Annotated in this window: 16 protein-coding genes; 5 read left to right on the top strand and 11 right to left on the bottom strand. The window is 63.5% G+C overall.

Features of this window, described 5'->3' with window-relative positions; all coding sequences use genetic code 11:
* Positions 1-8: 8 nt before the first annotated feature.
* The 4 genes from PVE73_RS20605 to PVE73_RS20590 form a co-directional block, all read right to left on the bottom strand.
* Complete coding sequence (locus PVE73_RS20605) at positions 9-971, bottom strand: copper chaperone PCu(A)C (RefSeq protein WP_277364035.1); 963 nt, start codon at positions 969-971, stop codon at positions 9-11.
* Positions 972-1026: 55 nt separating this feature from the next.
* Complete coding sequence (locus tag PVE73_RS20600; protein ID WP_277364034.1) at positions 1027-1488, bottom strand: hypothetical protein; 462 nt, start codon at positions 1486-1488, stop codon at positions 1027-1029.
* A gap of 53 nt (positions 1489-1541) precedes the next feature.
* Complete coding sequence (locus tag PVE73_RS20595; protein WP_277364033.1) at positions 1542-2027, bottom strand: hypothetical protein; 486 nt, start codon at positions 2025-2027, stop codon at positions 1542-1544.
* A gap of 220 nt (positions 2028-2247) precedes the next feature.
* Positions 2248-3090 (bottom strand): LOG family protein, encoded by an 843-nt coding sequence (locus PVE73_RS20590; RefSeq protein ID WP_277364032.1) that lies wholly within the window; start codon positions 3088-3090, stop codon positions 2248-2250.
* Between the two features lie 154 nt (positions 3091-3244).
* On the opposite strand from PVE73_RS20590, the gene dapD reads away from it, so the two are divergent.
* The 4 genes from dapD (at position 3245) to PVE73_RS20570 (ending at position 6396) form a co-directional block, all read left to right on the top strand.
* Entirely contained in the window at positions 3245-4099 is an 855-nt protein-coding gene (gene dapD, locus PVE73_RS20585) for a 2,3,4,5-tetrahydropyridine-2,6-dicarboxylate N-succinyltransferase (RefSeq protein WP_277364031.1), read from the top strand.
* 24 nt (positions 4100-4123) lie between these two features.
* Entirely contained in the window at positions 4124-4507 is a 384-nt protein-coding gene (locus PVE73_RS20580; RefSeq protein WP_277364030.1) for a DUF805 domain-containing protein, read from the top strand.
* Between the two features lie 105 nt (positions 4508-4612).
* On the top strand, positions 4613-5800 hold the full coding sequence (gene dapE / locus PVE73_RS20575; protein ID WP_277364029.1) for a succinyl-diaminopimelate desuccinylase: 1188 nt from the start codon (positions 4613-4615) through the stop codon (positions 5798-5800).
* Positions 5800-6396 carry a transporter gene (locus PVE73_RS20570; protein ID WP_277364028.1) on the top strand — a complete coding sequence of 199 codons (597 nt, stop codon included), beginning with the start codon at positions 5800-5802 and terminating at the stop codon, positions 6394-6396. Before dapE ends, PVE73_RS20570 begins: the two co-directional genes overlap by 1 nt.
* 16 nt (positions 6397-6412) lie before the next feature.
* On the opposite strand, the gene truA is transcribed toward PVE73_RS20570, so the two are convergent.
* The 4 genes from truA to def form a co-directional block, all read right to left on the bottom strand.
* Complete coding sequence (gene truA / locus PVE73_RS20565) at positions 6413-7156, bottom strand: tRNA pseudouridine(38-40) synthase TruA (protein ID WP_277364027.1); 744 nt, start codon at positions 7154-7156, stop codon at positions 6413-6415.
* 2 nt (positions 7157-7158) lie between these two features.
* Entirely contained in the window at positions 7159-7662 is a 504-nt protein-coding gene (locus tag PVE73_RS20560; protein ID WP_277364026.1) for an N-acetyltransferase, read from the bottom strand.
* Entirely contained in the window at positions 7659-8594 is a 936-nt protein-coding gene (gene fmt / locus PVE73_RS20555; protein ID WP_277364025.1) for a methionyl-tRNA formyltransferase, read from the bottom strand. Before fmt ends, PVE73_RS20560 begins: the two co-directional genes overlap by 4 nt.
* Positions 8595-8753: 159 nt before the next feature.
* Positions 8754-9287 (bottom strand): peptide deformylase, encoded by a 534-nt coding sequence (gene def, locus PVE73_RS20550; protein WP_277364024.1) that lies wholly within the window; start codon positions 9285-9287, stop codon positions 8754-8756.
* A gap of 115 nt (positions 9288-9402) precedes the next feature.
* Between def and PVE73_RS20545 the strand changes: the two genes are divergently transcribed.
* On the top strand, positions 9403-10668 hold the full coding sequence (locus PVE73_RS20545) for a DNA recombination protein RmuC (RefSeq protein ID WP_277367532.1): 1266 nt from the start codon (positions 9403-9405) through the stop codon (positions 10666-10668).
* 257 nt (positions 10669-10925) lie between these two features.
* Here PVE73_RS20545 and hisG read toward each other — a convergent pair whose 3' ends face one another.
* From hisG to hisS, 3 genes are read right to left on the bottom strand one after another with little or no spacing between them, the layout of a single operon-like run.
* Positions 10926-11627 (bottom strand): ATP phosphoribosyltransferase, encoded by a 702-nt coding sequence (gene hisG / locus PVE73_RS20540; protein ID WP_277364023.1) that lies wholly within the window; start codon positions 11625-11627, stop codon positions 10926-10928.
* Positions 11624-12745: an ATP phosphoribosyltransferase regulatory subunit gene (locus tag PVE73_RS20535; protein WP_277364022.1), complete on the bottom strand. Its 1122-nt coding sequence runs from the start codon at positions 12743-12745 to the stop codon at positions 11624-11626. The genes hisG and PVE73_RS20535 overlap by 4 nt, the downstream gene beginning before the upstream one ends.
* Positions 12746-12770: 25 nt before the next feature.
* Positions 12771-14297 carry a histidine--tRNA ligase gene (gene hisS / locus PVE73_RS20530; protein ID WP_277364021.1) on the bottom strand — a complete coding sequence of 509 codons (1527 nt, stop codon included), beginning with the start codon at positions 14295-14297 and terminating at the stop codon, positions 12771-12773.
* Positions 14298-14339 lie beyond the last annotated feature (42 nt).

Here is a 14339-nt window from a genome sequence, read left to right as displayed (position 1 = left end):
TCGCATCTTCAGTGTTGATGCTTGCCTTCGCCGCGCCCGGTGTGGGCGGAAAGCACTGGCAAGGTGACTTCCACCTTGCCAGCCTTCTCGAATTCGAGCGTGACCGGCACGTCTGCACCCTCGGCGAAGGGGGTTTTCACCTCCATGAACATGATATGGAGGCCGCCAGGCTCAAGGTCCACCGTGCCGCCGGCGGGGATTTCGAGCCCGCGCTCGACGGGGCGCATCACCATGACGTCGTCCTTCATCTCCATGGTGTGCACCTCCACCTTGCCGGCGGCAGGCGAGGAGACGGCTACGAGCCGGTCCGGTTCCCGGCCTTCGTTGCGGATGGTCATATAAGCGCCGCCGCTCGGCTGGCCGGGCAGCATGGCCCGCGCCCAAGGCTCCGCGATGCGCAGATCGCCGGCCGCAATTCCAGGAGTGCCGTCATGGTGATGCGTCTCGGCTGCCGCTGCGGCGGCGGCGATGGTCACGAAGGGCGCGGGATGCTCAAGCGAATGAGGGTCCTGTCCCTCGGCGGGCACCTCGACCCATGCTTCCTCCTTGCCGGAGGGGCAGGTCTGGGTGGCCCTGAAGAAGATGCGCTCTCCGGCCTTGGCATCCGCCAGCGTTCCGCGCACCACGAACTCGTCGTAATGCTCGTCCGCAAGGCTGCCGCCCGCCCAGGTGACGGCGACGGGGCCGGAGGAGACGTCCTCTCCGTGGAGCCGGTAGGTTTCGGCGTAGTCGCCGGTCTCGATCTCTATCGTCCATCCCGGCTTTGGCATCGGCTTGGCTCCGACGAAGCCTTCCGGGAGTTCGACGCGGACGGAGACCGTCGGCTCGCCGTCACACCCGTGGGGAATGCCGAGCACCGCCTTGTAGGTGCCGGGCGCCGCCTCCTTCTGCTGCAGGGAGACATGGGCCATGGACGGCATGGCGGAAATGATGATTGCCGCCGCGGATGCGGCGAAAGTGGGAATGCGCATGAGAAACCCTTTCGAATGGGCGTGAGTGGAAGCCGGCGACAGACCGGCGGGGCGTTCACGCTGAAAGGGGAGGAGCGCGGATGGAGGGCGGCGCTTCGTCCGAAAGGCCGGGCAGGGCGGCGGTCGCCGGCCCGGAAAGCCGCTGGCCGGGCAGGACGGCGAGGGGTACGAGCGCCGGGATCTGGGCCGGCACGGCCGGTGCCGCCTTGGTGCCGCAGAGATGCCCCGTCGGGCAAAGCGGGCAGTCCGGAGTGCGTTTTCCATGGTCCGCCGGCGCGGCGGGAGAGGCGCTCGTGTTGCAGATGACGAGAAGGTCGTTGAACCTCGCATTCTGCGCCGCCGCGATGGGCTGCAGGAGGCCCAGCAGGATGGCGAGCGCACTCACCAGGGCGAACAGGCCCCGGTCGCGCCTCAGTGTTGCAAACCAACTCGGCTGCGATCCTTCCATGGCCCAAGGGGTAGCCGATTGTACGGGGCTGCGCCAGTCGTTCGCGCTGCGACATGCCAGCGCGATCATTCGCTATTGTAGCCCTCCGTATCGATTATCTTGCGTTCGGTCCTGCTTAAAGCCTACCGCTTGCCATCCTCGACAATTTCAAAAGTGCCTTCTTCAAAGACCTTTTTGCCGTCCGGCATTATAAGCTCTTCTTTGAATTTGTGCGTTTTATTGTCGTAGTGAATTTTTATGTAGAGAACCGAATCATTCTTATCTCTTGGGGCATTCAGATAATATCCGATAAACTTCTCATCCGTTTCCGGATTTCCGTCGAATGCATAAAGTCCATACCAGGTCTTATTGTCTTCAAAGAGACGAAAAATCCTGTTTGAGAAATGCTCTGCAGATGTTGTTGTATCCAGACTCGACGTGTTTTCTTTTTTCGTAAAGTTATACCTTATGTAAATTCCCGGGTTTTTTACTTCGATGCTAGGAAATTGAAGGACTTCAACGGAATTTTTTTCCGTTGAATCGGAGTGATTCTGCGCATATGCTGAGACGGGTAGAAGAGATATAATACATGCAAACGACGATGTAATTAAGATTGTCTTTATCGACATGGCAATCTCACAAATTGATAAAATAGAAATAAAGCCCATTTCACAAAATAGAAAAAAGATGCCTGAAGAAATTTCCTTAGGCTTCGCTGTAACGCATTTCTAAACGCTGTCGGACCCCCTACCATAGCCTCGATGACCAGTCACAAAGGAAATCCTGACAATTGGTTACAGGGGAAGAGAAATCGCGGTGATCTGCCGCAAAACGTTGATCCGCTTTCGATCAGCCAAGCTTATAGAACGCCGCGATATGCCCCCAAGCATCCTCGGCGGTCTCGACGTAGCTGATGAGCTGCTCGTCGCCAGGCGAGATCGTGCCCTGCTCGGCCAGGAAGGAGAGGTTGATTGCCTTCTCCCAGAAGGCTTTGCCGAAGAGAATGACCGGCACGCGCTCCATGCGGCCGGTCTGGATGAGGGTGAGCCCCTCGAACAGCTCGTCCATGGTTCCGAAGCCGCCGGGGAAGACGGCCATGGCCTTCGCCCGCATCATGAAATGCATCTTGCGGATCGCGAAATAGTGGAAGTTGAAGCAAAGCTCCGGCGTCACATAGACGTTCGGCGCCTGTTCGTGCGGCAGCACGATGTTGAGGCCGATGGTGGGCGCGCCGCAGTCCGCCGCACCTCGGTTTCCCGCCTCCATCACGCCGGGGCCGCCGCCGGTCACCACTACATATTCGCGATAATACGACTTTGCCGACTGCTCCGAGCAAAGGCGGGCGAACTTTCTCGCCTCCGCGTAGTAGCGGCTGTTCTTCTCCAGATTCGTCTTCTGCTGCTCGTTCTTGGCCGCCCAGGCTTCGCCGCCGGGCTCGGGGATGCGCGCGCCGCCGAAGAGGATGACGGTGGAGCGGATCCCCCTTTCGGCAAGCGCCATCTCGGGTTTCAGAAGCTCGAGCTGCAGGCGCACGGGCCTGAGCTCGCGCCGGGTCATGAAGGTCTCGTCGTCCCAGGCGAGCCTGTAGGTGTCGGATCGCGTCTGCGGTGTATCGGGCACGCTTCGCGCGCGTTTCAGGTCTTCGTCGGAGTGCGGAAGCGGCGTCCAGCCGGTCTTGTCGTGTGGATTCATTTCCCCATTCCCGTATTCCTGCCCTGCGCGGCTGCGCATCCTGCGATTGACCCTCATCGGCGCTTCGCATAGGTTCCGCGCCGGTTGCCGTCCCGGCACGACCCGAACCTATTGGGCAGCTCTTAACAGCTCATGTAGCGGAGAGAATTCGCTGATGAAGACTTCCGATATCGCCGCGCTCGAACAGACGGTGGAAAACGCCTTCGAAAACCGCGATTCCGTCAACACCGAGACGCGCGGGGAAATCCGCGAGGCGGTCGAGTCCGCGCTCGACCTGCTGGATAACGGCACCATGCGCGTGGCCGAGCGGCAGGAAGATGGGCAGTGGAAAGTGAACCAGTGGCTGAAGAAGGCAGTGCTTCTGTCCTTCCGGCTGAACCCGATGCAGGTGATCAAGGGTGGACCGGGCGAGGCGGTCTGGTGGGACAAGGTGCCCTCCAAGTTCGACGGCTGGAGCTCGAACGAGTTCGAGAAGGCGGGCTTCCGCGCCGTGCCGAACTGCGTCGTGCGCCGTTCCGCCTATGTGGCGCCGGGCGCGGTGCTGATGCCTTCCTTCGTCAATCTCGGCGCCTATGTGGGCAGGGGCACGATGGTGGACACCTGGGCCACCGTCGGCTCTTGCGCACAAATCGGCGATAACGTCCATCTTTCGGGAGGGGTTGGTATCGGCGGCGTGCTGGAGCCCATGCAGGCGGGGCCGACCATCATCGAGGCCAACTGCTTCATCGGCGCGCGCTCGGAGGTTGTCGAAGGCTGCATCGTGCGCGAGGGCTCCGTGCTCGGCATGGGGGTCTTCATCGGCAAGTCCACGAAGATCGTCGACCGCGCGACGGGCGAGATCTTCTATGGAGAGGTGCCGCCCTATTCGGTCGTGGTCGCAGGCGCGATGCCGGGCAGGCCCATGGGCAATGGAGAAATGGGCCCGAGCCTCTATTGCGCCGTGATCGTCAAGCGTGTCGACGAGAAGACACGCTCGAAGACCTCGATCAACGAGCTCCTGAGGGATTGATCCCGGTACGGTCGCGAGGCGGCGGTGGACGCAAGACAGATCAGTTGGCTTTTCTTCGGCTTTTCCGGCCGCATCGGCCGCGCGCCCTATTTTCTGGCGAGCCTGCTGCTTGTCCTTTTGCAGATGTTTCCGGTCTACCAGTTCAGCATTTCGCCGGAAGAAAGCAGCGCCTCGCGCTTCTGGGCCATGCTCTTCTGGGTGTTCTATTTCCTCTTCCTCTGGAGCCATGTGGCCCTGGGGGCGAAGCGTCTGCACGACATGGGGAAATCCGGTGGCTACGCCCTGCTCGTCCCGCTTTTCGTGGCGCTGGCGATCGTGATTCTGTCCCTTTTTCCGGGAGAGCCGGGCGCGAACCAGTATGGTGAGCGCGCGAACGCACCGAAGGAAGGTGGAACAGGAAGGGAATAGACCTTTGCCGACCTGAAAAGGATGTGCTTCGCTCTCACCCTCCAATTGCAACAGCATCCGGATCGCGGGTGACACGGCGCGCCGGTTCGAGTATCCATCGCCATCATGACGTTTCCCACTGATCCTGCCGAGAACCTGGCCGTTCTTATCCGCTGCCCGTCCGTGACCCCGGCCGAGGCGGGGGCGCTCGCTGCACTCGAGACCATGCTGCAGGAGCTCGGCGCACGCGTCGACCGACCGGTCTTTTCCGAGGAAGGCGAGGCGGATGTCGAGAACCTCTATGCCAGGCTCTCCGGCAACGGCCCGCATCTGATGTTCGCCGGCCATACGGATGTGGTGCCGCCGGGCGACGAGGGCGCCTGGACGCATCCGCCCTTTGCCGCCGAGATCGCGGCGGGCGAGATGTTCGGCCGTGGCGCGGTGGACATGAAGGGCGGGATCGCCTGCTTCGTGGCCGCACTTGCCCGGTATGTGGAGAAGCATGGTGTGCCCAGAGGCTCCGTCTCCTTCCTGATCACCGGGGACGAGGAAGGCCCAGCCGTCAACGGCACCGTGAAGCTGCTTCAATGGGCCGCGGCGAGGGGCGAGAGCTGGGACGCCGCGATCGTCGGCGAGCCCACCAATGTCGAGACCCTCGGAGATATGGTGAAGATCGGCCGGCGCGGCTCGCTGTCCGGCCGCATCACCGTCTTCGGCAAGCAGGGTCATGTCGCCTATCCGCACCTGGCCGACAATCCCGTCAGGGGACTGGTTGCTCTGCTCGAGGCGTTGCTCAGTCCGCCCTTGGACGAGGGGACGGCCGAGTTCCCGGCAACCAATCTGGAAGTCACCACGATCGACGTCGGCAATCCCGCTGCCAACGTCATTCCCGCGCGCGCGACCGCCGCCTTCAACATTCGCTTCAATGATACCTGGTCGGTGGAAACGCTACAGGCAGAGATTCACAATCGGCTGGACAGGGCAGCGGCGGAAAATCGGCTGCGGCCGGGCCGCGAAGAGCCCGTCGCTTTCGAGATCGAGTGGCGCGGCCGGCCAAGCCCGGTGTTCCTGACCCGCGACGACAAGCTGATCGAAACGCTTTCCGGCTCGATCGAGACGGTCACAGGCAGGAGGCCTGTCCTCTCCACCACGGGCGGCACGTCGGACGCTCGTTTCATCAAGGATTACTGCCCGGTGGTCGAGTTCGGCCTCGTGGGCCGGACCATGCACATGGTGGACGAGAGGGCACCGCTCGCCGAACTGGAAACGCTGACGCGCATCTACCAGCGCTTCCTCGAGGACTGGTTCACCTGATGCCGACGGGCGCCGAAATCCAGCAATATTTCATCGGCGTCTGGCGCATGATGATGGGCCGGGCCGAGGGGCTGAAGCTGCTCGATCTTTCGGCGGATGGTTTCTGGAATTCCTTTTTCGCCATCATCGTGGCCCTTCCCCCGCTGATCGTCGGCTGGGTGGCCTTCACCAACAGCATTGCGGACGTGGCGACCTTCGGCTCGCGCTCCGCTCTGCTCGTCCGGTTGTTCCTGACGGATATCGGCGCCTGGGTCGTCCCGCTTGCGTTCCTCGCCGCCTTCGCCAAGCCGACGGGCGTCGCGGACCGGTTCGTGCATTATGTCGTAGCAAGTAACTGGGCCTCGGCGCTCTTTGCCTGGGTGATGCTCGTTCCGGGCCTGCTGCGCCTCTTCGTGCCGGAAGCGGCCGAGCTCGCAAACGGCATTTCCCTTATTCTGTTCCTGGCGACGCTGGCGCTTTCCTGGCGGCTTACCGTGGTGGCGATCGCCAAAGGAGTGGCGGTGGGCACGGCGGTTTTCTTCGCCATGCTGGTCGTTTCCATCATGACGCTGTTCGCATCGCAATCGCTGCTGGGGCTCGACGTCGCGGCAGGTTGAGCGAGGACGGGCCTCCTCAGTAGTCCACGCTGACCAGATAAAGCCCTTCGGCCGGCGCCACAGGGCCGCAGGCGGCGCGGTCGCGCGCCTTCAGGGCCGCTTCCGCATCGTCGGCGGTCCATCTGCCTTCGCCTACCTTCTTGAGCGTGCCGACGAGCGAGCGCACCTGGTTGTGCAGGAAGGAGCGCGCGGAGGCGCGGATCTCGATCTCCTCTCCCAGCCGCATCACGTCCAGCCGGTCGAGTGTCTTCACCGGGCTCTTCGCCTGGCATTGGACGGAGCGGAAGGTGGTGAAGTCATGATGTCCGACCAGCCGCTGGGCGGCTTCGTGCATTCCGGCCGTATCCAGCCTTCTGGCCACGTGCCAGGCTCTCCCGCGCTCCAGTGCAAGCGGCGCACGGCGATTGGCGATACGGTAGAGATAGTGCCGCGCCTTGGCCGAGAAGCGCGCGTCGAAATCTTCGGCCACGTGAGCCGCGCGCAGGATCGAGACCGTTTGCCGGGCCAGGGAGAGATGCGCATTCGCGGCGTCACGCACGGTATCGGGCTTCCATTCGCGGGAGAGATCGAAATGCGCGACCTGGCTGAGTGCGTGAACACCGGCATCCGTGCGGCCCGCACCTTTCAACGTGATCTCCTCGCCGGAAAAGGCCGCGATGGCTTTCTCGATCGCCTCCTGAACGCTCGGCTGGCCCGCTTGGCGCTGCCAGCCGGCATAGGGCGTTCCGTCATACTCGATATCGATGCGGTAGCGCGGCATGGTCAGGAAAGATCGCCGAAAGCCGCAGCATAGTCGAGCCTGCCGGTTCGCGGGGCATCATCCCAGGCGAGGGCCTGCAGATGCTCGCCCTGATAGCGGCTTTCGAAACCGCCGGCGCGCTCGCGGCTGTAGCCGAAACGGCCGTAATAGGCGGGATCGCCGAGCACGACCGAGAGCCGCTCGCCTTGGGTCTGCAGCCGCAGATGGGCATCCTCGACAAGGGCGGCCGCGATGCCTTCGCGCCGGTGGTCGGGATGGACAGCAAGCGGCGCGAGCGCCACGGCGGGAAAGGCCCCCTCGTCATCGCGCACCAGGAGCCGTGAAAATAGGACGTGCCCGCGCACCTCGCCGTCGCGCTCGGCCACTAGGGAAAGAACGACATCCCCTTCCGCGCGCAGGGTGTCCACGAGCCTGGCCTCGGCTTCGCCGCCGAAGGCATTCACGAGGAGGAGACGGATCGCCGTCTCGTCTCCCGCTTCTTCGGGCCGGATGATCACCGCGCTCATGGCAGCCGCATCCCCTTTTTGAGCTTTGCGCCGCGCAGGAAGTCCTCCGCCGCGACCGGTCTGCCGCCCGCCCGCTGCAACTTCAGAAGGCGCACCGCGCCATCGCCGCAGGCGATGCAGAGATCGTCATCAAGAATCTCGCCCGGCGCGCCGCTACCCGAAACCAGCGTAGAGCGCAGGATTTTCACACGCTCCGGCTCGCCTGCAAAGGGCATTTCGCACCAGGCGCCGGGGAAGGGGGCAAGCCCGCGGATATGGTTATGCACCTCTGAGGCCGGGCGGGACCAGTCGACGCGAGTCTCCTCCTTGCTGATCTTCTTCGCGTAGGTGGCCCCCTGGGCGGGCTGGGGTGTGAGCTCGAGTTCGCCCTTGTCGAGCGCCGCCATGGCCTCGACCATCAGCTTCGCGCCGGCTTCCTTCATGATATCGTGCAACTCGCCGGCGGTCATGTCAGGCCCGATGGAGACCTTTTCCGTCATGGCGACGGGGCCGGTGTCGAGGCCCTCGTCCATCTTCATCACCATCATGCCCGTTTCGGCATCTCCGGCCATGATCGCGCGCTGGATGGGCGCGGCACCGCGCCAGCGAGGCAGCAGTGAGGCGTGGCCGTTGAACGCGCCGAGACGGGTTCCTTCCAGGATGGGATTCGGCAGGAGCAAGCCGTAGGCCACCACGACAGCTACATCCGCCTCCAGCGCGCGGAAGGCCTCCTGCTCGTCCGTACTCTTGAAGGAATGCGGGGTTCGCACCGGAATCCCCAGCTCTTCCGCGACGCGGTGAACAGGGGATTCCGTAAGCTCCAGCCCGCGCCGGCCGGCAGGTCGCGGCGGCTGGGTGTAGACGGCGACGATCTCGTACCCCGCGCCGTGAAGTGCGCGCAGCGTCGGTACGGAAAATTCTGGCGTTCCCATGAAAATGAGGCGTAGAGGCATCGGTCCGTCCGGCAAATCCCTCGTGAGCGCACATGCGCTCACGTTTCAAACGGGTTTACAAGCCCCAGGTCAAGGCCTTCGAAATCGCGCTTGGCGAGAGCCTTACATGCGTGGAAATTGCCGCGATCATCGCTGCGATCCATGCCGGAGATCCGCAGATCACCCCACCATCCGTGCCGGCGGCGGGCGATCCTTGGCGAGCTTTCGGAACTTTCGCACGACGATGTCGCGCTTGAGCTTCGACAAGTAGTCGATGAAGAGCACGCCATTCAGGTGATCGATCTCGTGTTGCAGGCAGGTGGCGAGGATGCCGTTGGCTTCCACGACCTGCTCCCTGCCCTCGAGGTCGATATATTTCACCGTCACTTCGGCCGGACGCTCCACCTCCGCATAATAATCGGGAATGGAGAGGCACCCTTCCTCGTGCACATTGGGCGCGTCGGAGCGCGCGAGGATCTCGGGGTTGATGAAGACCTGCGGGTGCTTCGGTTCGTCCTTCTCGGCTACGTCGAGGACGAGCATGCGGATGGGCTCGCCCACCTGGATCGCGGCGAGGCCGATGCCCGGCGCATCATACATGGTCTCCAGCATGTCGTCGGCGAATTTGCGCAAGTTCTCATCCACGCGCTCGACGGGTTTCGAAACCTGGCGCAGCAGCGGATCGGGAAGGATGACGAGCGGGCGAATGGTCATGGCAGTCAGGTAATGACTCGGCGGAAACGCGTCAATATGCCGGCAGCAGTGTACATTTCGTTTTGTTCACGTTTTGATCTTATCCTGTGGAAGAGAATCGGCTAAGATGCGGCTAATGGACAATGTAAGCCCCATATTCTCAACGCCAGTCCTCCGGCTTGGAGCGACGGTCGTTTCGCTTGGCGACCTGCTCTTTGCGGCAGGCTTCCTCCTGTTTCTGCTGACTCTGCTGCTCGTTATCGTCCTGTGGCGCGGCGCCAGGAGCCGCGCTGCCGCGGAGGCGGAAGCGGCCGCCCGGGCGCGCGAGGCGGAGGCGCGGCTTGCCGAGGTCGCCCGGACGCAGGCCGAGTTGCAGGGGCGCATGGGCACGATCGCCGAAGTGTTCGGCCAGAGGCAGGCGGAACTGACCAAGGCGATTTCGGAGCGCCTGGACGGCATGACCTCCCGGCTTGGCCACTCGATCACCGAACAGACCAAGTCCACGCACGAGAATCTGGCGAAGCTGCAGGAGCGGCTGGCCGTGATCGACACGGCGCAGAACAACATCCAGTCGCTCGCCGGCCAGGTGGTGCAGTTGCAGCAGATCCTCTCCAACAAGCAGACGCGCGGTGCCTTCGGGCAGTCGCGCATGGAGGCGATCATCGCCGACGGGCTGCCGTCGAACGCATATGAATTCCAGGCAACGCTCTCCAACGGCAGCCGGCCGGATTGCATCGTGAAGATGCCGAACGCCGCGCCCTCGCTCGTGATCGATGCGAAATTTCCGCTGGAGGCATGGAACGCGATCCGCGCGGCGGCCGAAGGAGAGGCCGGTCCGGAGGCTCGCAAATACGCCGAATCCGGCTTCCGCCGAGACGTCGAGGTGCACGTCAAGGCGATTGCCGAGAAATACCTGATCCCCGGCGAGACGCAGGACACGGCCTTCATGTTCGTGCCGTCGGAATCGATCTTCGCGGAGATCCACGAGAATTTCGAGGCGCTCGTGCAGCGCGCGCACCGGGCGCGCGTGGTGATCGTGTCGCCGTCGCTGCTCATGCTTTCCATCCAGGTGATTCAGGCGGTGTTGAAGGATGCGCGCATGCGCGAGCAGGCGCATCTGATCCAGGCCGAGGTGGTGAAGCTGATGCAGGATGTCTCGCGCCTCGACGACCGCGTGCGCAAGCTCCAGACCCACTTCCTGCAGGCCAACAAGGACATCGACCTGATCATCACCTCTGCCGACAAGGTGACCAAGCGCGGCGAGAGGATCGAGGCGCTGGAACTGGGGGCGGAGATGAACGGCAAGGCGGTCGGCGCGCCTGACGACGATGGCGGTGTCAAGAGCGCAGCGGTTGGCGGGCCGGGGTCTGGATCGTTAAGGTTGAGAGTGGTGGAGGAGTGAGGCCGCTTTTCATAGTGGGCGTTATGATCCGCGTTCAGGCATGGATCCTCGGTCAAGCCCGAGGATGACGATGGTATGAAGCGGATCCACTAGTCGCCGGCGTTGGGGATTTGCGGAGACACCTCAACCTCGTCATCCTCGGGCTTGACCCGAGGATCCATGCCTGATCCTCGCAACGTCGCCAGCGAATCAGACCGTGCACACTGCTCCGCAGGTCCACTGGAGTCGACCGGATCCGTCCAGTATTGGCAAATGTCTCAGCCCGCCTGCCGCCCCACCGCCTTGGCCAAGGCTGCAATCAGCCGAGCATCCTCTCCCGCCCGCTCCTTCTTTGCCATCACGAGACAGGCTTGCGAGCGCAGGATGACGCCGTCATCCAGCACCTTGAGGTGATTGGCCTTGAGTGTCGAACCTGTAGAGGTGATGTCGACGATGACATCGGCGGAGCCCGAGGCCGGCGCGCCTTCCGTGGCGCCGAGGCTTTCCACGATGCGATAGACCTGGATGCCGTGCTTCTGAGAAAAGAACTGCTGGGTGAGGCGCCAGTATTTCGTGGCGATGCGGAGCCGGCGACCATGGCGATGGCGGAAGTCTGCCGCCACGTCGTCGAGATCGGCCATGGTGGAGACATCGAACCAGACGTCGGGAACGGCCACCATCACATCCGCATGGCCGAAGCCGAGCCTGGCCGGGATGGCGACGCGGGACTCCCAATCGGGAATGGTTTCGCGCACCAGGTCTTCACCGGTGATGCCGAGGTCGATCGAGCCGCGGTCGAGCTCGCGCGCGATCTCGGAGGCCGAAAGAAACGTCACCTCCAACCCGTCGAAGCCGTCGACGGCTGCGCGATAGCGCCGCTCGTTTTCCGGCAGGCGGATCGCAAAGCCCGCCTGCTTGAGCCGCTCGACCGCCTCATCCTTGAGGCGGCCCTTGGAGGGGAGAGCCAGTGTGACCGTCATGGCGCCTCTCCCCTGAGCGCCGCGATGCGGTCGAGCCAGATGGAGAAGCCGACTCCGGGGATGGGCTTTTCCGCTCCGAGCAGCGTGAGCAGCCGGTCGTAGCGCCCGCCACCCACGAGCGGCTGGCGCAGGTCTCCAGCGCCGATTTCGAAGATGAAGCCCGTGTAGTAGTCGAGCGGGCGCCCGAAGCCCGCATCGTATTGGATCGCGTTGAGCGGCAGACTGTGACCGGCGATGCGCTCAGCACGCGCGCCGAACTCCGCCAACGCCTCGTCGAGGAAGATCCCGGTCTCTTCGGCGAAGGCGGCGAGCCGCTTCCCCGCTTGCGCAAGGGGCACGTTGATGACGAGGAAAGCCTTCAGGGCATCGAGCGCCGTGTCGGCAAGCCGCACGCTGCGCAGCGCGGCCTTCTCCAAAAGCCGACGCGCGATCTCATCCGGCTCGCGCCCCGCGGAAGGAGAAAGGCCGGCGGCCTGCATGGCCTCCTCGATATGCTGTGTCAGCCGCTCCTCGTCGCCGCGTGCGACAAGGCTGGCAATTTCGCGCGGCAGGTTCGCGGCCGCATGCGGATTGGTGAATTCGGCGATGGCCGCCTCGAGCATGGCGGGCGAGCCGAAAGCGCGGGCGAGCCGCTTCTGCCATCCGCGCGGCAGGCCGAGTGCCGAAAGCACGGCTTCGAACACGGCCTGGTCGCCCAGCGTGACCTGAAGCGCGGCATCGGGAAGAACGCGCGAGAGCACCGCATGCGCATCGGCGAGCGAACGCGCGTCGGCCGCCGCTCGATCCTCCGCGCCCAGGTCCTCTATACCCGCCTGGAAGAATTCCGCCCCGCCTTCGCGGCGCTGGCGGAATACTTCGCCCAGATAGGCATAGCGCCGGGGCGTCGAGGCGCGCTTGTCGATATGGTCGAGGCAGACGGGAATGGTGAATTCCGGCCGGAGACATAGCGTCTCGCCGGTCTCGCTCTCGGTGAGGAAGATGCGCCGGCGCAGGTCCTCGCCCGCCATGTCGAGGAAGGGATCGGCCGGCTGGATGATGGCGATATCCGTCAGCGCCGCCTCGCGCTCGGCGAAGAGGTCGAGGATCTCGCCGGCAAAGGAGGGGTAGCGGGAGGTCATGGGCGTTGCGGCAGGGACATGCAGACTACGCGCTCCGCTCTTGCGCCTGTGCCTCGAGCACGCGGCGGACGGCTGCCACCATCTCGCTTTCGGGCACGGAGAACTGCGCGGGGCGGGACTCGCGCCAGGTCACATTGTCCTCGATCTCTTCCGAGAGGCGCTTGCCTTCCACGAGGTCCTTGATCTGCACCTCGCCCTTTTCGCGCTCGTCGCCGCCCTGGATGATGACGCAGGGGCTGCCGCGCCGGTCCGCATATTTCATCTGCGCCTTCATGCCCGCGCCGCCGAGATACATTTCCGCGCGGATGCCCGCCTGGCGAAGTTCGGAGACGATCCGCTGGTATCGCCCGAGGCTTTCCGTGTCCTTGTCCATGACGAGCACGACGACCGGCGCGACCGCCTCGGCGGTTTCGAGCTTGCCGAGATTTTTGAGCGCTGTCATGAGGCGGGAAACGCCGATGGAAAAGCCCGTGGCCGGCACCGGCTCACCGCGGAAGCGCGAGACGAGCCCGTCATAACGCCCGCCGCCCCCCACGGAGCCGAAGCGCACAGTCTCGCCGTCCTCGTTGACGACGGGAAAGGTCAGTTCGGCCTCGAAGACCGGGCCGGTGTAGTATTCGAGGCCACGGACGATGGAGGGGTCGATGCGGATACGGTCTTCAAGATATCCCGCGGCCTGTGCGAGTTCGTTTATCTGCTGAAGTTCGACAGCACCGTCGCTCGACACACCTACATCGGAAAGGCGATCAACTAAATTTGCGACGGTCAAACCATTAGAGGGAACGCTGGTTGCGCCGCTACCGGATTCTCCCCAGCCTATCGTGTTCAAAAGACGACTAATTTGTACGTCGTTCAGACCTACACCCTTCGTGTGATCTCCGCTCTCATCCACGCGTCCTTTGGCGCCCAAGAGTTGAACGACGCCATCGAGGCCAAACTTATCAAATTTGTCGAGAGAGCGCATGACGCCCAGCCGCATTTCTGTATTCTCGACTCCGTCCAGCCCAATGGCATCAAGAACCGCGTCAAGCACTTTCCGATTGTTCACCCGGATGACGTACTGTCCCTTGAGCCCCAGCGCCTCCATGACATCCGCCATCATCATGCACATCTCGGCATCCGCCGCGACGCCGGGTGTGCCCACCGTATCGGCGTCGACCTGCATGAACTGGCGAAAGCGGCCCGGCCCGGGCTTTTCGTTGCGGAAGACCCAGCCGGCGCGGTAGCTGCGGTATGGCTTGGGCAGGCGCTCGAAATTCTCCGCCACGAAACGGGCGAGGGGTGCGGTCAAGTCGTAGCGCAGCGACAGCCACTGCTCGTCCTCGTCCTGGAAGGAGAAGACGCCCTCGTTGGGCCGGTCCTGGTCGGGCAGGAATTTGCCCAGCGCATCCGTGTATTCGATGAGCGGCGTCTCCACCGGCTCGAAGCCGTAGAGCTCGTAGACGGCGCGGATCTTCGCCACCATCTCGTCCACCGCGCGGATGTCGGCCGGATGGCGGTCGACAAGCCCGCGCGGGAGCCTTGCCTTCACCTTGTCCGCCTTGTCAGCCATGCCGAAAATCCGTCTCTTGCCATGTGGAAAATTGCGCCCGCA

It is taken from the genome of Chelativorans sp. AA-79, from assembly GCF_029457495.1.
Classification (GTDB): domain Bacteria; phylum Pseudomonadota; class Alphaproteobacteria; order Rhizobiales; family Rhizobiaceae; genus Chelativorans.
This window is presented reverse-complemented; position numbering and strand designations above follow the sequence as displayed.